Here is a 17,245-nt window from a genome sequence, read left to right as displayed (position 1 = left end):
CCGCCCCGCCGCCTCGTCGCACCGTCGGGCCATGACCTGGCACTTCACCGAGCAGGCCGAGGTGTTCCGCCGTGCCGCGGCCGCCCCGCTCGCGGCCGATCCGGCCCGGCACACCGCCGTGCTCACCCTCGTCGACGGAGCGGAGCTCCTCGGCTGGCGGACCGGACCGGACGGCCGCGTCACCGGCACCTGCGTGGTCTCCCCGCCCGGTGTGCCGGTCCTCGGCGTCATGACCGCGGCGGTCGCCCGCGCCCTGGCCCGCACCCTGCCCGGCGCCGGTGCGGTGACCGGCGTACGGGGCGAGGCGGCCGCCTGCGAGGCATTCGCCCGCGCCCTCGGCCGCCCCTGGACCACCACCCGCCGGATGCGGCTCTTCCGGCTCGCCGCGCTCACCCCGCCGGAACCGGCGCCACCGGGCCGGGCACGGCGGGCGACCGCGGCGGAGATCCCCCTCGCCGTGGCGTGGGCCCGGCAGTTCGCCCGCGACATCGGCGACACGGCCGACACCGACCCCACCGCGAACATCACCACCCGTGTCACCGATGGCCGCCTGTACTTCTGGGAGGCGCACGGCGTCCCCCGGTCGATGGCGAGCGTCTCGCCGACCCTCGCCGGCCAGGCGCGGGTGTCCCTCGTCCGTACCCCGCCGGAGGAACGCGGACGGGGCTTCGCGGGGGCCGTCACCTGTGCGGTCGGCCGCGCCGCCCTGGACGCGGGCGCCGAACAGGTCCTGCTCTTCACCGACCTGGCCGACCCGACGAGCAACGCCCTGTACCAGCGGCTGGGTTACCGCCCGCTGAGCGACCACGCGGCGCTCGCGATCGACGCCCGCGAACGGCCGCAGGCGGCCCGGCAGGATCGCCCGGACAGCGCTCAGGCAAGCCCCCGGGTCGTCCGCAGCCCCGCGGCCTCGCGGGCCAGCGACTCCACCCGCGCCCAGTCGCGGGACGCGAGCGCGTCGGGCGGCAGCATCCAGGTGCCGCCGACGCAGGCGACGTTCGGCAGGGCGAGATAGGACGGCGCGGACGCGAGCGAGATGCCGCCGGTCGGGCAGAAGCGGGCCTGCGGGAGCGGTCCGGCCAGGGACGAGAGGTAACGGACGCCGCCGGCGGCCTCCGCCGGGAAGAACTTCATGTCCCGGACGCCCTGTTCCAGCAGGGCCACGACCTCCGAGGTCGTCGAGACGCCCGGCAGGAACGGGACGCCCGACTCGCGCATCGCGACCAGCAGGCCCTCCGTCCAGCCGGGGCTGACGAGGAACCGTGCCCCCGCGCCGACCGCGTCCGCGACGCCGGCCGGGGAGACGACGGTGCCGGCGCCGACGACGGCCCGGGGGACCTCGGCGGCGATCGCGCGGACGGCGTCCAGCGCGGCCGGCGTCCGCAGCGTCACCTCGATCAGCGGCAGCCCGCCGGCCACCAGGGCACGGGCCAGCGGGACGGCGTCGGCAGCGTCCTCGATCACGACGACCGGGACGACGGGGGCTTCGGGGGCAAGGTCGAGCACGCTCTCCATGGGCCCATCGTGCCGAGGGGAAGCGTGATACGCAACGCTCGTTGCGTATGGTGCAATGCCGCCTGTGGTGGTCCGGCGGGACCTCTTCAGGGGGTGTCCCGCCGATTGCCCGTAACGGGCCTAGGCCTAGTGGATCTCGTCCACCAGCACGTCCAGGGCCCCGGCCCGGCCCTCCTCGACCACGTATCCCAGGTCCCGCAGGATCTCGACCAGCTCCTGTCGCCGCTTCGGCCGCGCCCCGGCCTCCAGCAGGCTCCGGACGATCCGGCCCTTCGTCGCCTTGTTGAAGTGGCTGACCACCTTCCGGGTCGGCGCGTGCAGCACCCGCACCGTCGCGGTCCGCTCCGCCGACTCGCCCTTCGGCTTCCAGGCCGAGGCGTACGCCGACGAGCGCAGGTCGAGGACGAGCCCGTCGCCCGCGGCCTCGGGCATCACGGTGGCCATCGCACCGCGCCAGTGCGCGCCGAGCGCCCCCAGACCCGGCAGCTTCACGCCCATCGAGCAGCGGTACGACGGGATCCGGTCGTCCACCCGGACCGCTCCCCACAGCCCGGAGAACACGAGCAGCGACTGCCGGGCGCGCCTGCGCGCCGCCGCGTCGAGGGTGGCCAGGCCCAGCGCGTCGTACAGCACGCCCGTGTAGATCTCCCCGGCCGGCCGGGCCCCCGCCGTGCGCAGTTCGGTGTTCTTGGCGATCTCGCCACGCAGCCCCTCGCTCAGACCGAGCACCTCGCGCGCCTTCTCCTCGTCGGCGGCGCACAGCTCCACCAGCTCGTCCAGGACCGCCGCCCGCGCCCCGGCCAGGCCCGGCAGGGACAGCGACTCCGGCTTCAGCGGTGCGCCACGGCCCGAGGCGGCCTTTCCTTCGGAGGGCGGCAACAGCACGAGCACGGCGGTTCTCCTTCGTACGTACGGGGTGGGGGTGCGGCCCCGGCTGTTCAGCCTACAAAGCCGGCGGCACCCGCCGGTCCCGCGTCCGCCACCGCTCCTCCTGCCTCAGGGCCCCGGCCTCGCCCGGACGCCGACGTGCCGGGGCCCCGGCACGGCCATACGCTCGGTCCATGCCCCGCCGCCACCTCCACGTGACCGGCGCAGCCGAGGCTCCGCTGCGGGCCGCCCTGCGCGCACTGCGTACCGAGCTCGCGATCCCCGACGCCTTCCCGCCCGCCGTCCTCGCCGAGGCGGACGCCGCGGCCAAGGCCCCCCGGCTCCCCGGGCACGACGCGACGGACATCCCCTTCTTCACGATCGACCCGCCCACCTCCACCGACCTCGACCAGGCCATGCACCTGGCCCGGCGCGCCGACGGCGGCTACCGCGTCCACTACGCCATCGCCGACGTCGCCGCCTTCGTCGCGCCCGGCTCCGCCCTCGACGCCGAGGCCCACCGCAGGCGCCTCACCCTCTACTTCCCCGACGGCAAGGTGCCCCTGCACCCGCCGGTGCTCTCCGAAGGCGCGGCCAGCCTCCTGCCCGGCGAACCCCGGCCCGCGCTGCTGTGGCGGATCGACCTCGACGCCGAGGGCCGCCGCGTCGCCACCGACCTGCGCCGCGCCCTCGTGCGCAGCCGCGCCAAGCTCGACTACGCGGGCGCCCAGCGCCGTATCGACGACGGCACGGCCGAGGAGCCGCTGGCCCTCCTGCGGGACGTCGGCCGGCTCCGCGAGGCCCTCGAATCCGAGCGCGGCGGGATCTCCCTCAACGTCCCCGAGCAGGAGGTCGTCGAGCAGGACCACACCTACTCCCTCGCCTACCGGGCGCCGCTCCCCGCCGACGGCTGGAACGCGCAGATCTCCCTGCTGACCGGCATGGCCGCGGCCGACCTCATGACGGCGGCGGGCACCGGGATCCTGCGCACGCTCCCCACCGCCCCCGACGGCGCCGTCGCCCGGCTGCGCCTCTCCGCCCAGGCCCTCGGGGTCGACTGGCCGCATCACGTCTCGTACGCGGACGTCGTCCGCTCCGCCGACCCCTCCGACCCCCGCCACGCCGCCTTCCTGCAGGACTGCACCAGCCTGCTGCGGGGGGCCGGCTACACCGTGTTCACCGACGGCAACGTGCCCACGCCCGCGGTCCACGCGGCGGTGGCCGACGAGTACACCCACTGCACCGCCCCGTTGCGCCGGCTGGTCGACCGGTACGCGGGCGAGCTGTGTGTGGCGGCCGTGGCGGGGGAGGAGCCGCCGGAGTGGGTGCGGGCCGCCCTGCCGGTGCTTCCCGACGAGATGGCGGCCGGCTCGCGGCTCGCCAACACCGTCGAGCGCGAGTCGGTCGACATCGTCGAGGCCGCCCTGCTGCGGGAGCGGGTCGGCGAGATCTTCGACGCGTACGTCATCGACGTGAAGGACCGCGAGCCGGCCGTCGGGACCGTGCATCTGGAGGATCCTGCGGTGGTGGCCCGGGTCGAGGGCGGCGACTCCCGGCTCCCGCTGGGGGAGTGGCTGAGGGTCAGGCTGACGCAGGCGGACCCGGGAGCGGCGAAGGTGCGGTTCGCGCCGGCGTAGTCCCGGCCCGCCCGGCCGGAACCCGGTCGGCGGCCTTCTCCGCGGGCGTCGGAGCGTCCTCGTCCGGAGCCGTCGGGGCGTCCCGTGCCTCGGCGAGCGCGCCGGCGAGGGCCCGGGCCAGCGCGCGGGCGTCGTCCGCGTGGCAGCGCACGATCCGCACGGGACGGGGCCTGCCGAGGAGCCGGGGCGCGTCGACCGGCTCCGTCAGTTCGACGGTGAGGGAGGTCTGCGAGCCGACGGCGAGGTCGAGTTCGCCCTCGGCCTTCTCGTGCGAGAACAGCAGCTCGTGCCGGACGGAGGCGATCCGCTCCAGCGGGACGAGGAGGTCCACGTGTGCGGCCTGGCGCAGCCGCAGGCCGTCGGGGCCGAGGACGTGCGGCCGGGTCACGGACGCGGCGTGCAGCCCGAGCACGAACAGCACGGTGTAGACGTCGAGGACGAGGACGACGGCGTGGACGACCGGCAGGCCGGCGAGCAGGTACGACATGCCGACCGTCTCGACGAGGCACACGAACGCGAAGCCGTACATGAGGGCCGCCTGGTCGCGGGCGTGCGGGAAGGGCGTCTCGCCCGCGCGGACGCCGACGCGGCGGCGCGCGACCCACAGGCCGAGGCTCGCCAGCAGCCGCAGTTCGTGACCGGCCAGCCGGAGCACCGGCTCGGGCACGAGTTCGGCGAGCGCGTCCCGGCCCGCCACCCCGCGCCGGCGCAGCCGGACGAAGACCCAGGCACCGACGGCGAGCAGGAGCAGGGTGGCGGTCTCCGCGGCCAGGACGGCCGGCTCGGGTATCCGCACCCCCGCGACGAGGCAGACCGCGAGGACGAGTTCCGCCGGCAGGACGGCGTACCCCGCCCCCCGCAGCAGGCGGACGCCCGGGCCCCGCCGTCGTGGCGCGGCGCTCTTCCCGCGGACCGTGCCGCGCCGCCCGTACGGCGCGGGGCTCACGCCGCACGCTCCCGGACCAGTCGCAGCGCATGGCGGACGGCGGCGGTCTGCGCGGCGCAGAAGACGCCGAAGAAGGCGTCGGTGACCCGCCCCTCGGGCAGGCCCTCGTCGCCGAGCTGCGCCACGACCGCGTCCGGCAGGCAGGCCGCGAGCGCCTGCCCGGCCGCCGCCACCCGGGGATCCCCGGGGTCCGCCCCGGCGAGCGCGTCGAGCCGCGCGTACACGTCGTGCAGGCGTTCCCGCGCGCCCGGCGCCTCCGCCATCTCCCGCATCGCCCCGATCAGCCGGGCCCGCTCCTCGTCGGGGGTCACGGTGTCGAGCAGCCCCAGCATCTCCCGGTCCATGGCGGCCGTGGCGGACGTGGGGAGCTCGCCGATGCCCGCGAACAGTCCGGTGAGTTCCGCCGAGAACGGCCCCTCGGCGTTCAGCCGCCCCTCCCGGGCGTCGTCGAGCAGCCCGGCGAGCCGCGCCCGCCGTTCCCGGATCACCGCCTCCTGCCGCCCGAGATCGGCGTCGAGCTCCTCCAGCACCTCCACCAGCTCGCGTCCGGCGTCGTCGGCGAGCACGTCCCCGACCTCGTCGAGCCCGAGTCCCAGTTCGGCCAGCCGGCGGATCCGGGCGAGCAGGACGGCGTCCCGGATGTCGTACTCCCGGTACCCGTTGGCCCGTCGTACGGGCTCGGGCAGCAGCCCGAGCCGGTGGTAGTGCCGCACGGCCCGCGGGGTGACCCCGACGAGCGCGGCGATCTCGCCGATTCGCATGAGCCCAGTACAAACCCTGACGCTGCGACAAGGTCAAGCGGGCCGCGACCGGTGCTCGCCCGTGGGGGTGCCGGCCCCGCACGGGAGGCGGAGGCGTCCGGCCTCCGCCGTCCGGGCGGGTAGCATGGGCGCCACGGCAGACGAGCCGGGCGGGCGGCCGCGTGGGGATCCTCGGATCCTCCCGAGGAACGTCCGGGCTCCACAGGGCAGGGTGGTGGCTAACGGCCACCCGGGGTGACCCGCGGGACAGTGCCACAGAAAACAGACCGCCGGGGACCTCGGTCCCCGGTAAGGGTGAAACGGTGGTGTAAGAGACCACCAGCGCCTGAGGTGACTCAGGCGGCTAGGTAAACCCCACCCGGAGCAAGGTCAAGAGGGGCCACCTGGTGACAGGCGGCCCTGCGCGGACGTTCGAGGGCTGCCCGCCCGAGTCCGCGGGTAGACCGCACGAGGCCGGCGGCAACGCCGGCCCTAGATGGATGGCCGTCACCCCGACGACCGCGAGGTCCCGGGGGACAGAACCCGGCGTACAGCCCGGCTCGTCTGCCTTCCGGAACCGGGGAGCCCCCGACCGCGACACCGGTCGGGGGCTCTTTCCGTCCTGGACGGCCTTCAGCGGTCGCAGGCGACGCCGTCCCCGTCCCGGTCGAGGGCGGCGCGGTAGCCGGGATCGCCGCTGCGGATCGGCGCGGCATGCGCCGCTCGGGCGGCCGCGCAGTTCGCGTAGTACACGCCCCCGCCGCCGGTCGTTCCGCCGCCCGTCGTTCCGCCGCCCGTCGTCCCGCCGTCGCGCGTGGAGCCGTCCGCGTCGTCGTTCCCCGCGGTCGTCCCGCCCGTGCCCGGACGCAGCGCGGTGTTCGGGTTCGGGGGGCACGCGGTCGCCGGGGCGGTCAGGGAGAGATAGGCCGTCTGGTACTGCGGGGTCTGGACCTCCTCGCCCGGGCGCGGGTCCTGGAAGCAGACCTTCCACGCGGCCACGTCCTCGGGCAGTGTGACGTCGGTGTACGCGCTTCGCGGCTCGCTCGCCCTGAAGCCGGTCCGTGCGAGCACCTGCGAGGCCTCGTCGAAGGTCTTGCCGGTGACGGCCGGCATCTTCGGCCACGGCACCTTGTCGCCGTCCTTCGCCGGGCACAGGGCGTCGATCCGGACGACACCGAAGTCCAGCACGGGCCGCCCGCCCGGCTGTTCGTCGGCCGGTGTCTGGAAGCACACCTTCCATCCGTCGGCGTCCCACTGGGCCGCGTCCTGGTCCGAGGCGTCGTGCGAGACGGAGTCGTACCCGGCGGTCCGAGCGCCCGACTTCGCCTCCTCGAGGCTCCTGCCCACGAAGGTCGGCGGGCCGGTGGGCGTCGGCCGGGCGGTCGGGCTGCCCGTCGCGGCACCCGCCGACGCGGTGGCCCGCGGCTCGGCGTCGGCCGCGGGGTCCGCGGGCGGCGGGTCGGCGAACAGCAGCACGAGGAACCACAGGCCCGACAGGACGGTGGCGACGGTCTTCCGGTTGCGGCTCCACCGGCCCAGCCAGGTCAGCGCGATGCCGACGGGCGGCAGGACGACCAGCGTCGCGACGGCCAGTGCCGGGTGCCGCCACCACGCCCGGGCGGGCGCGGCGGGGGGCGGGTACGGCGACTGCGGCGGTGGGGGCGGGTACACGGGGCTCCTCGCGGCAGGGCCGCTCGCGGCGGCGGTCAAGTGCCCGGATCCTACTAAGAGTTGCGGTTCGCCCACGGGGAGTACGGGAAGTCCGGGCCGGGAGGTGCCCGAGGGTGCCGTGCCGTGCGCGGCCCGCGGCGGCCGCTCCCGGGGCCCGATGTGCGCTCAGGCCCGCAGCGACCGCTCGGCCACCCGTCGCAGATGCCCGGCGAAGACGTCGCCGGCCTCGGGGGTGAGGGTGCGCAGCGCGACCATCGCCGTGATGATCACGTCGGAGAGTTCGGCCTCCACGTCCTGCCAGGAGTGACTGGTGCCCTTGCGCGGGTTCTGGCCGGTCGCGCCGACCACGGCCTCCGCGACCTCGCCGACCTCCTCGGAGAGCTTCAGGACCCGCAGGAGGACCTCCTGCCCCGGCTGCAGGTCCTGATGGTCGGTCAGCCAGCCGTGCAGCCGGTCGATGGTGCTCCAGGCGTCGTCCATGCGGGCCAGCCTGCCAGGTGGGGCGCGCGGACGACGTCCGGACGTGGGACACCGCCGATCCGAGTGAACCCCGGCCGGGCAGAGGCCGCCCGTGCCGCTCGCCCAGGTGGCCGAGTCCGTCCGCTGAACGCGGCACCCCGGCGGCCCGGGTTCTCCCGGATCGGGGGCCGCCAGGTGTACGGGTAGGCCATGACCATCCCCTTGGACAAACTCACCGACCCCGCCGTGCGCGCCTTCGTCGCGGCCCTCAACGCCCACGACCGCGACGCCTTCCGCACCGCACTCGTCGACGGCGCCACCATGTCCGACGACGGATCGGAGCGCGACCTCGACGACTGGACCGACAAGGAGATCTTCTCCTCGCGCGGTCACATGGAGATCGAGTCCGTCAAGGACGGCGGGCACGCGCTCGTCGCCCGCTTCCGCAACGACACCTGGGGCGAGATGCGCACCCGCTGGCGCTTCGTCGTCGAGGGCGGCAAGGTCGCCCGCTTCGAGACCGGCCAGGCGTAACGCCGTACGGGCGGGGCCGGTCGGCGCGGCGGAAGGACGGCCGGTCGGTGACCGGCGGGCCCGCCCCGCGCCCCGCCCGTACGGCCTGCCTCGCCTGCCTGCACGCGCCCCGCTTGCTACCCCCGGCCGATGTACGGCATGGCCGTCGCCATCACCGTCGCGAACTGCACGTTCGCCTCCAGCGGCAGCCCCGCCATGTGCACCACCGTCGCCGCCACGTCGGCCGCGTCCATCACCGGCTCCACCGCCAGTGCGCCGTTGGCCTGCAGGATCCCGGTCTGCATCCGCGCCGTCATCTCCGTCGCCGCGTTCCCGATGTCCAGCTGCCCGCAGGCGATCCGGTACGGGCGGCCTTCCAGCGACAGCGACTTCGTCAGACCGGTCATCGCGTGTTTGGTCGCGGTGTACGCGATGGAGTGCGGGCGCGGCACGTGCGCGGAGATCGAGCCGTTGTTGATGATCCGGCCGCCCTGCGGCGCCTGTTCCCGCATGGTCCGGAACGCTGCCTGGGCGCACAGGAACGCGCCCGTCAGGTTGACGTCGACGGCCGTCCGCCAGGTCTCGTAGTCGAGGTCCTCGACCGGGACTCCGCCGCCCGCGAACGTCCCGGCGTTGTTGAACAGCAGGTCGACCCGGCCGAACCGGTCCCGTACCGCCTCGAACAGAGCCGTCACGGCCTGCGGCGACGTCACGTCGGTCGGGACGCAGAGGGTCTCTCCCGAGGTCACGGCCGCGGCCGTCTCCTCCAGGGCCTCCCTCCTACGGCCCGCCAGCGCCAGCGACCAGCCGGCGTCCGCGAGGGCCCGTGCCACGCTCCGGCCGATACCCGAACCCGCTCCCGTCACCACTGCCACACGCGACTCAGTGCTCATGGGCGCGCAGCGTACGGGAGATCGGTGCACAGGGAACTCATCTGTCCGACACGCGGATGTTCTGTACCCGACAACCCTGGGTCTTCCCGTGCCACTCGAATACCTGACGGACAACATCCGTCAGGGGAGGGGCTTATGACACCCGCGCAGACCCACACCGACGAACTCCGCGCCGCCGCCGCCCGGTTCGGCCGCCGCCGGTTCCTCACCGTCACCGGGGCGGCCGCCGCGCTCGCCTTCGCCGTCAACCTTCCGGCCGCCGGTGCCGCGAGCGCCGCCGAACTCGACGCCCGCCGGATCGCCGAGGACCCGTTCACGCTCGGCGTGGCCTCGGGAGACCCGCTGCCCGGCTCCGTGCTGCTGTGGACCCGGCTCGCCCCCCGCCCCTTCCAGACCGACGCCGGGCTGCCGCGCGAGCGGGTCGCCGTCCGGTGGGAACTGGCCCACGACGAGCGGTTCCGCAGGATCGCCAGACGGGGGACGGCCACCGCCCACCCGGAGTTCCAGCACACCGTGCACGTCGAGGTCGACCATCTCGCCCCGGGCCGGGCGTACTTCTACCGCTTCCTCGCCGGCGACTGGGTCAGCCCCGTGGGCCGCACCCGCACCGCGCCCGCCCCCGGTGCCCGGATCGCCGGCCTCACCCTCGCCGCCGTGTCCTGCCAGGCGTACCACGACGGCTACTTCACGGCCTACAAGCACCTCGCCGAGGAGGACCTCGACGTCGTCTTCCACCTCGGCGACTACCTCTACGAGTACGCCGTGAACGCCACCGGCGGCGCCCGTGCCTACACCGACCGCCGGCTGCCCGACGTCTTCGCCCGGGAGACCGTCACCCTGGAGGACTACCGGCTGCGCTACGCCCTCTACAAGTCGGACCCCGACCTGAGGGCCGCGCACGCCGCACACCCCTTCGTCGTCACATGGGACGACCACGAGACCGAGAACAACTACGCGGACGACGTCCCCGAGAACGACGTGCCGCCGGAGGAGTTCCTCGCCCGCCGCGCCGCCGCCTACCGCGCCTACTGGGAGAACCAGCCGCTGCGCGCGCCCCAGCGGCCCGTCGGCCCCGACATGAGGCTCTACCGCCGCCTGCGCTTCGGCCGACTGGCGCAGTTCGACGTCCTCGACACCCGCCAGTACCGCTCCGACCAGGCGTACGGCGACGGCTGGCAGGTCCCCGGACCCGAGTCCGAGGACCCCTCGCGCACCCTGACCGGCGCCACCCAGGAGCGGTGGCTGATCGACGGGTGGCGGCGGTCGGACGCGCGCTGGAACGTCGTGCCGCAGCAGGTCGTGTTCGCCGAGCGCCGCAACGTCCCGACCGCCGGCTACAAGCTGTCGATGGACTCCTGGGACGGCTATCCGGCCTCCCGGCAGCGGATCCTGGACGGGGCCGCCGCGGCCCGCGTCGACAACCTGATGGTCCTCACCGGCGACGTCCACGTCGGCCACGCCTTCGACCTCAAGGCCGACTTCCGCGATCCGGCCTCCCGGACCGTCGGCACGGAGATCGTCGCCACTTCCATCGCCAGCGGCAAGGACGGCGCGGACCGGCCGGCCAACCACGACGCCCTGACCCGGGCCAACCCGCACATGAGGTTCTACAACGGGCGGCGCGGATACGTGAAGGTCGCGCTCGGCGAGCGCAGCGCGCGGGCGGACTTCCGTACGGTGACGGCCGTGACGACCCCGGGTGCCCCGGTCGCCACGGCCGCGTCCTTCGTCACGGAGGCGGGCAGGCCGGGCCTCACGCCGGCCTAGGGGGTGTCCTGTCCGGGTCCTCCGTCCGGATCGGTACCGCCGCGCGCCCGGCCGGATCCGTCCCGATCCGCCGGGCGCGCCGCAGCTCACCCTCGTCCGTGCCGCGGCGCCGTCACACCCGTGCCGCGGCCCGTTCCGCGGGATAGCGGACGCCGATGCGGTCCCGCACCGCGTCGAGCGTCCGCATCACCGCGAGCGAACCGTCCAGCGGGACCAGCGGCGACTCGGTCTCGCCGGCCCGCAGGCAGCGCATGACCTCGGCCGCCTCGTGCCGGAAGGTGTACCGCTCGGCGGTGCCGTCGCCCGCGATCACGTGGTCCTCCGGCTCGTGACCCGTCCGGTGCAGGGTGAACCGCTCCGGGTGGAAGAAGCCGCGCGGGAAGTCGATCCGGCCCCGCGAGCCCGTCACGGAGGCGGTCATCGGGGTGTCCGCCGCGATCGAGCAGGACAGCAGCGCCGAGGCCCCGGAGTCCGACCAGCCCAGCAGCACGGCCGTGTTCAGGTCCACGCCCTCCGGCGAGAGCAGCGCGTGCGCCTGGACGGAGTCGGGTTCGCCGAGCAGCAGCTGCGCGAACGAGACCGGGTACACCCCGAGGTCGAGGAGCGCCCCGCCGCCCACGGCGGGATCACGCAGCCGGTGGTCGGCCGCGAAGGGACCTTCGAGACCGAAGTCCGCCTGGACGGTCCGGACCTCGCCGATCGCCCCCTCCGCGACCAGGGCGGCCACCCGCCGGATCAGCGGGTTGCAGTACATCCACATGGCCTCCATCAGGAAGAGGCCCCGGTCCCGGGCGAGCGCGACCAGCTCCTCCGCCTCGACGGCGTCGATCGTGAACGCCTTCTCGCACAGGACGGCCTTGCCCGCTTCGAGGGCGAGTCCGGCCGCCGCCCGGTGGGCGTGGTGCGGCGTCGCCACGTACACCACGTCCACGTCCGGGTCGGCCGCCAGCGCGGCCCAGTCCCCGTAGGCCCGCGGTATCCCGAAGCGATCGGCGAAGGACCTCGCCGACGCCTCCGTGCGAGAGGCGACGGCCACCACCTCCGCGTCTTCCATCCCCAGCAGATCGGTGGTGAACTGCGCCGCGATCCCTCCGGTCGCCAGCACGCCCCACCGCACGGTCCTACCGGATCTCCCCATGCCTCACCTCGGAAATAGGTCTCGACCACCCCGGACGAGCTGAGAGCATAGGGAAAGTTTCAACGAAATGGAGCAGTCGATGCCGGAGCGCGGCCAGACCACGACACAAGGCCACATATCCACCGGCTCCCCCACGGACGGAGTCGCCGCCCGCCGCGCGGGGCTGCTCGTGACCCTCGTCCTCGGTGGTCTCACGGCGCTCCCGCCGCTCTCCATGGACATGTACCTGCCCGCCCTGCCGGAGGTCACCGAGGCGCTTCGCTCGCCCGCGGCGACCATCCAGCTCACCCTCACCGCCTGCCTCGCCGGCATGGCGCTGGGCCAGCTCGTCGTCGGCCCGATGAGCGACCGGTGGGGGCGCCGCCGCCCGCTGCTCATCGGCATGATCGTGTACGTCGCCGCCACCGCCGTCTGCGCGCTCGCGCCCTCCGCCGAGCTGCTCATCGGCTTCCGGCTCCTCCAGGGACTCGCGGGCGCGGCCGGCATCGTGATCGCCCGGGCCGTCGTCCGCGATCTGTACGACGGCGTCGAGATGGCCCGCTTCTTCTCCACCCTCATGCTGATCTCCGGCGTCGCCCCGATCATCGCCCCGCTCATCGGCGGCCAGATCCTGAGGACCACCGACTGGCGGGGCGTCTTCTACGTCCTCACCCTCATCGGCGTGCTGCTCACCCTCGTCGTCTGGCGCTTCCTCGGCGAGACCCTGCCGCCGGAGCGGCGGCACGAGGGCGGGGTCGGCGAGGCGCTGCGCACCATGCGCGGACTGCTCGCGGACCGGGTCTTCACCGGCTACATGCTGTCCGGCGGGCTGGCCTTCGCCGCCCTCTTCGCCTACATCAGCGCCTCGCCCTTCGTGGTGCAGGAGATCTACGGGGCCTCGCCGCAGACCTTCAGCCTGCTCTTCGGGCTCAACTCCATCGGTCTCGTCGCCGTCGGCCAGGTCAACGGCAAGGTCCTCGTCGGCCGGGTCAGCCTGGACAAGGCGCTCGGCTGGGGGCTGTGCGTCATCCTGCTCGCTTCCGTGGCGCTGCTGCTGATGACGAGCGGGGTCTTCGGCGAGGTGGGCCTGGTCCCGATCGCCGCGGGTCTGTTCGTGCTGATGTCCGCGATGGGCCTGGCGATGCCCAACACCAACGCGCAGGCGCTGATGCGCACCCCGCACGCGGCGGGCTCGGCGTCCGCGCTGCTCGGTACCTCCTCCTTCCTCATCGGGGCGGTCGCCTCGCCCCTCGTCGGGATCGCGGGGGAGGCGACGGCGGTGCCCATGGCCGTCGTGCAGCTGGTCTGCGCGGCGGCGGCGCTCACCTGCTTCCTGACTCTCTGCCGCCCGTGGCGCGCCCGCGAGCAGCGGAAGACCGCCTGAACCGACGGGCCCGGCGGCGGACGGCCCGCCCGGCTCGCGGCGCCCTCCGAGGACCCGCGTCGGCCCCGCGGTGCCCCGTACGGCGCCCGGGCGCCGCGCGCGGGCGGAGCGCCCGCGCCACCTAACATGTCCGGGTGAACGCCTCTCTTCCGACCGCTCCGACCGCCGACACCCTGCGGGCCGCGCTCGCCGGGCTCCTCGACGGGCTGCCCCCGCGGCAGGCGGCATCGGCCGTCGAGCGCCTGATCGCCAACTACCGCGGGACCACGCCCACCGACGCCCCCGTGCTGCGCGACCGGTCCGACGTCGCCGCGTACGCCGCGTACCGGATGCCGGCGACGTTCGAGGCGGTACGGGCGGTGCTCGACGCGCTGCGGGACGCGGCACCCGGGTGGGAGCCGGCCACGCACACCGACATCGGCGGCGGCACCGGCGCGGCGAGCTGGGCGGTCGCCGAGGCGTGGGAGGGCGCGGCCCGCACGACGGTCCTGGACTGGGCGGAGCCGGCCCTCGCGCTGGGGCGGGAGCTCGCCGAGGGGGTCTTCGCGGCGGAGTGGCGGCGGGCCCGGATCAGCGGGGCGCTCACGCTCGACGGGACCGACCTCGTGACGGTCTCGTACGTCCTGAAGGAGCTGACCGAATCCGATCGCCGGGCGGTCGTGACCGAGGCGGCGCGGGCGGCTCAGGCCGTCGTGATCGTGGAACCGGGCACACCCGACGGCTACGAACGGATCATCGCCGCGCGGTCGCTGCTCGTGGAGGCGGGGCTGACGGTCGCGGCGCCGTGCCCGCACAGCGGGGCCTGCCCGATCGAACCGGGCACGGACTGGTGCCACTTCGCGGCGCGGGTGAGCCGCTCCTCGCTGCACCGCCAGGTGAAGGGCGGCTCGCTGCCGTACGAGGACGAGAAGTTCAGCTACGTCGCGGCGACCCGCTTCCCCGTCGTGCCGGCGCCCGCGCGGATCACGCGCAAGCCGCAGATCCGCAAGGGGCAGGTCCTGCTCGACCTGTGCGGGCCCCCGGAGGCGGGACTGACCCGCGAGACGGTCACCAAGCGCCACGGCGCGCTCTACCGTGCGGCGCGCGACGCCGACTGGGGCGACGCCTGGCCGCCGGAGGACTGAGCCCGGCAAGATCGGCAAGACCCCCCTGGGCCCGCGGGCGCGACCCCCGGAGGCGTGACGCCCCCGGGGGCGGGGCGGGCGGGTGTCAGGCCGCCGTCCGCAGCTCCTGGGTGCAGCACTTGACGCTGCCGCCGCCCTTGAGGAGTTCCGACAGGTCCATGCCCACCGGGTCGAAGCCCCGGTCCCGCAGCGGTTCGAACAGGCCCACCGCGGCCTGGGGCAGCAGCACGTGCAGGCCGTCACTGACGGCGTTCAGGCCGAGCGCCGCGGCGTCGCGCTCCGTGGCCAGCAGGGCGTCGGGGAAGAGCCGGGCCAGGACGGCCCTGCTCCCGGGGGAGAAGGCGTCCGGGTAGTACATGATCTCGTCGCGGGCGTCGTCCAGGACGCACAGCGCCGTGTCCAGGTGGTAGTAGCGCGGGTCCACCAGCTCCAGACCGATCACCGGGCGGCCGAAGTACTCCTGTGCCTCGTCGTGCGAGAGCGGACTGGAGCGGAAGCCGCGGCCGGCCAGGATCCAGGAGGCGGTCACGGCGAAGTCGCCCTCGCCCTCGTTCACGTGCTCCGGCTCCCACAGGTCCGCGTAACCGTTCCTGCGGAACCAGTCCAGGTGCGCCACCGCCTCGTCGGTGCGCTCCGGGTGGGCGAACCGGGCGCCGAGCACCCGGCCGTCCACGACGGTCGCGCCGTTCGCGGCGAAGACCATGTCCGGCAGGCCCGGTCGCGGGTCGAGCAGCTCGACGCCGTGGCCGAGCGAGCGGTAGCGGTCGCGCAGGTCCTCCCACTGGGCGAGGGCCAGGGGCAGGTCGACCGGTTTCGTGGGGTCCATCCAGGGGTTGATGGAGTACGTCACCTCGAAGTGCGTGGGTGGGCACATCAGGTAACGGCGAAGCGAAGCCTCGCGCGGAGTAGGGCGCAATGAGGGCTCCTCACGGACGGTGGTTCGGACGGTCCCCATGGTCCGCCCTCCCCGGCGTCCGCGCAGTGAACCGTTCGGGTGGTTCGGCCGAATACCGGCGTACCACAGGTGGCGAGACGCGTCGTCTCGCGAGTGTTAGATTGCCTCCATGTCCGACACCAAGGCCCCCGACGCCTCGCGCCGCAGCGAACGCTCCCGCCGCGCCATCTACGACGCCGCCCTCGCCCTCGTCACCGAGTCCGGTTACACCAGGACCACGATCGAGGGCATCGCCGCCCGCGCGGGTGTCGGCAAGCAGACGATCTACCGCTGGTGGCCCTCCAAGTCCGCCGTTCTGCTCGACGCCTTCCTCGACCTCGCCGCGCGGGCCCACGAGGCCCTCGGCGGCGACGCCGAGAGTGAGATCCCCGACACCGGGGACCTCGCCGCCGACCTCAGGTTCGTGCTGCGCGCGACCGTCGACGAGCTGAACGACCCGACCTACGACGGCCCCTCCCGCGCGCTGGCCGCCGAGGGACTGGTCGATCCGGAGCTCGGCGCCCGGTTCGTCGAGCGACTCCTCGAACCCCAGCTCCAGTACTACGTGCGCCGCATCGAGGCCGCCCAGGCGGCCGGGGACGTCGACCCCGCCGTCGACCCGCGCATCGCCCTCGAACTCCTGGTCGGCCCTCTGAACCACCGCTGGCAGCACCGCACCCTGCCGCTGACCCACGCCTACGCCGACACCCTCGTCGACTACGTCCTGCGCGGTATCGCCCCCCGCTCCTGAGGTCCCTGTGCGCCGTCCCACCCCACCCCGGTTGGGAAGTCCGGTCACCCGGAGCGCAGGATGGTGGGACCATGGGCAGAGCCGAACGGGCGAGCACGAGCGTGTGAGGGGATAGATGGGCGACGGCAAAGGCCGCTACCGCGGCACGGACAGCAGGCTCGCGGGATGGCTGCGCAGGCGCCCCCGCCGCACCCCCGCGGACGACGGGAACGACCGCGAGAAGCTGCTCCTGGCCGTCGCCGCCGCGGGAATGCCCCTCGCCCCCGCCGCGTACCCCGTCGGCTACCGATGTTCCTGCGAGCGCATGGGCTGCCCCACCCCGGCCCGGCATCCGGTGTCCTTCGCCTGGCAGACCCAGTCGACCACCGACCGCGCCCAGATCGAACGCTGGGCCCGTGCCGAGCCCGCCGCGAACTTCGTCACCGCCACCGGCATGGTGCACGACGTCCTCGACGTCCCGCTGGAGGCCGGGCGCGGCGCCCTGGCCCGGCTCCTCGACCAGGGGATCGACGTCGGCCCCGTCGCCGAGTCCGCGCCGACCGCGGGCGACGGCGCACGGATGCTCTTCTTCACCGCCACCCGAGGCACCCCCGAGGACGAGGACGAGTGGTGGCCCTGCGAGCTGGACTGCCATCCGGAGACCATGGACGAGCATCCGGGGCTGCGCTGGCACTGCCGGGGCAGCTACGTGCTCCTGCCGCCGTCCCGGCTCATCGGTGACGAGGAGGAGCACCCGGGGGTCTCCTGGGCCCGCGGCCCCGAGCACCCGCTGCCGGACCCCCTGAACCTGCTGGAGACCCTCACCGACGCCTGCGCCCGGCACCTCGCCGAGCAGGAGGAGCAGCAGTCGGGCCACGAGGTCGCCTGGCCGTTGAGCCGTTGAGCCGTTGAGCCGTTGAGCCGTTGAGCCCCGCGGGTCCTGTCCGC

The 17,245-nt window shown here is 74.6% G+C and carries 16 protein-coding genes, 1 other RNA gene and 1 pseudogene; 9 read left to right on the top strand and 9 right to left on the bottom strand.

Annotated features, from left to right (window positions below; all coding sequences use genetic code 11):
* Nucleotides 1-31: 31 nt before the first annotated feature.
* Nucleotides 32-787: pseudogene (locus ACGFZF_RS02600) on the top strand (GNAT family N-acetyltransferase); the annotation flags it as partial.
* A gap of 86 nt (nt 788-873) precedes the next feature.
* On the opposite strand, the gene eda reads toward ACGFZF_RS02600, so the two are convergent.
* Both eda and yaaA read right to left on the bottom strand, forming a co-directional pair.
* Nucleotides 874-1,515: a bifunctional 4-hydroxy-2-oxoglutarate aldolase/2-dehydro-3-deoxy-phosphogluconate aldolase gene (eda, locus tag ACGFZF_RS02595; protein WP_393550683.1), complete on the bottom strand. Its 642-nt coding sequence runs from the start codon at nt 1,513-1,515 to the stop codon at nt 874-876.
* A 126-nt stretch (nt 1,516-1,641) separates the two neighbouring features.
* Complete coding sequence (gene yaaA / locus ACGFZF_RS02590; protein WP_356774146.1) at nt 1,642-2,406, bottom strand: peroxide stress protein YaaA; 765 nt, start codon at nt 2,404-2,406, stop codon at nt 1,642-1,644.
* A gap of 170 nt (nt 2,407-2,576) precedes the next feature.
* On the opposite strand from yaaA, the gene ACGFZF_RS02585 reads away from it, so the two are divergent.
* The gene (locus tag ACGFZF_RS02585; protein ID WP_393550682.1) at nt 2,577-4,019 is read left to right on the top strand and encodes an RNB domain-containing ribonuclease; all 1,443 of its coding nucleotides are present in this window, start codon (nt 2,577-2,579) and stop codon (nt 4,017-4,019) included.
* Here the strand turns inward: ACGFZF_RS02585 and ACGFZF_RS02580 are convergent.
* Nucleotides 3,964-4,965 carry a hypothetical protein gene (locus ACGFZF_RS02580; protein WP_393550681.1) on the bottom strand — a complete coding sequence of 334 codons (1,002 nt, stop codon included), beginning with the start codon at nt 4,963-4,965 and terminating at the stop codon, nt 3,964-3,966. The genes ACGFZF_RS02585 and ACGFZF_RS02580 overlap by 56 nt on opposite strands.
* Nucleotides 4,962-5,726 (bottom strand): MerR family transcriptional regulator, encoded by a 765-nt coding sequence (locus tag ACGFZF_RS02575; RefSeq protein WP_393550680.1) that lies wholly within the window; start codon nt 5,724-5,726, stop codon nt 4,962-4,964. Before ACGFZF_RS02575 ends, ACGFZF_RS02580 begins: the two co-directional genes overlap by 4 nt.
* 141 nt (nt 5,727-5,867) lie before the next feature.
* Here ACGFZF_RS02575 and rnpB point away from each other — a divergent pair.
* An RNA gene (gene rnpB / locus ACGFZF_RS02570) (RNase P RNA component class A) lies at nt 5,868-6,272 on the top strand.
* A gap of 66 nt (nt 6,273-6,338) precedes the next feature.
* Here the strand turns inward: rnpB and ACGFZF_RS02565 are convergent.
* On the bottom strand, nt 6,339-7,376 hold the full coding sequence (locus tag ACGFZF_RS02565) for an excalibur calcium-binding domain-containing protein (protein WP_393550679.1): 1,038 nt from the start codon (nt 7,374-7,376) through the stop codon (nt 6,339-6,341).
* Between the two features lie 165 nt (nt 7,377-7,541).
* On the bottom strand, nt 7,542-7,856 hold the full coding sequence (locus ACGFZF_RS02560) for a MazG-like family protein (RefSeq protein ID WP_393550678.1): 315 nt from the start codon (nt 7,854-7,856) through the stop codon (nt 7,542-7,544).
* 189 nt (nt 7,857-8,045) lie between these two features.
* Here ACGFZF_RS02560 and ACGFZF_RS02555 point away from each other — a divergent pair, with 189 nt between their 5' ends.
* The gene (locus tag ACGFZF_RS02555) at nt 8,046-8,369 is read left to right on the top strand and encodes a nuclear transport factor 2 family protein (RefSeq protein ID WP_393550677.1); all 324 of its coding nucleotides are present in this window, start codon (nt 8,046-8,048) and stop codon (nt 8,367-8,369) included.
* A gap of 116 nt (nt 8,370-8,485) precedes the next feature.
* On the opposite strand, the gene ACGFZF_RS02550 is transcribed toward ACGFZF_RS02555, so the two are convergent.
* Nucleotides 8,486-9,241 (bottom strand): SDR family oxidoreductase, encoded by a 756-nt coding sequence (locus ACGFZF_RS02550; protein ID WP_393550676.1) that lies wholly within the window; start codon nt 9,239-9,241, stop codon nt 8,486-8,488.
* 135 nt (nt 9,242-9,376) lie between these two features.
* Between ACGFZF_RS02550 and ACGFZF_RS02545 the strand changes: the two genes are divergently transcribed.
* Nucleotides 9,377-11,008: an alkaline phosphatase D family protein gene (locus ACGFZF_RS02545; RefSeq protein WP_393550675.1), complete on the top strand. Its 1,632-nt coding sequence runs from the start codon at nt 9,377-9,379 to the stop codon at nt 11,006-11,008.
* Nucleotides 11,009-11,120: 112 nt separating this feature from the next.
* Here the strand turns inward: ACGFZF_RS02545 and ACGFZF_RS02540 are convergent, their stop codons facing one another.
* Nucleotides 11,121-12,146: a Gfo/Idh/MocA family protein gene (locus ACGFZF_RS02540; RefSeq protein WP_393550674.1), complete on the bottom strand. Its 1,026-nt coding sequence runs from the start codon at nt 12,144-12,146 to the stop codon at nt 11,121-11,123.
* Nucleotides 12,147-12,225: 79 nt separating this feature from the next.
* Between ACGFZF_RS02540 and ACGFZF_RS02535 the strand changes: the two genes are divergently transcribed.
* Together ACGFZF_RS02535 and ACGFZF_RS02530 are read left to right on the top strand one after the other, a co-directional pair.
* Nucleotides 12,226-13,509: a Bcr/CflA family multidrug efflux MFS transporter gene (locus tag ACGFZF_RS02535; protein WP_393551006.1), complete on the top strand. Its 1,284-nt coding sequence runs from the start codon at nt 12,226-12,228 to the stop codon at nt 13,507-13,509.
* Between the two features lie 134 nt (nt 13,510-13,643).
* Complete coding sequence (locus tag ACGFZF_RS02530; RefSeq protein WP_393550673.1) at nt 13,644-14,633, top strand: small ribosomal subunit Rsm22 family protein; 990 nt, start codon at nt 13,644-13,646, stop codon at nt 14,631-14,633.
* A gap of 85 nt (nt 14,634-14,718) precedes the next feature.
* Here ACGFZF_RS02530 and ddaH read toward each other — a convergent pair whose 3' ends face one another.
* Nucleotides 14,719-15,588, bottom strand: coding sequence for a dimethylargininase (ddaH, locus tag ACGFZF_RS02525; RefSeq protein ID WP_393550672.1), 870 nt, complete (start codon nt 15,586-15,588; stop codon nt 14,719-14,721).
* Between the two features lie 109 nt (nt 15,589-15,697).
* Here ddaH and ACGFZF_RS02520 point away from each other — a divergent pair, with 109 nt between their 5' ends.
* Nucleotides 15,698-16,318 (top strand): TetR/AcrR family transcriptional regulator, encoded by a 621-nt coding sequence (locus ACGFZF_RS02520; protein ID WP_393550671.1) that lies wholly within the window; start codon nt 15,698-15,700, stop codon nt 16,316-16,318.
* 115 nt (nt 16,319-16,433) lie between these two features.
* The gene (locus ACGFZF_RS02515) at nt 16,434-17,201 is read left to right on the top strand and encodes a bifunctional DNA primase/polymerase (RefSeq protein ID WP_393550670.1); all 768 of its coding nucleotides are present in this window, start codon (nt 16,434-16,436) and stop codon (nt 17,199-17,201) included.
* The last annotated feature ends 44 nt before the right edge of the window (nt 17,202-17,245 follow it).

This window comes from Streptomyces sp. NPDC048338, from assembly GCF_043201055.1.
Lineage (GTDB): Bacteria > Actinomycetota > Actinomycetes > Streptomycetales > Streptomycetaceae > Streptomyces.
This window is presented reverse-complemented; position numbering and strand designations above follow the sequence as displayed.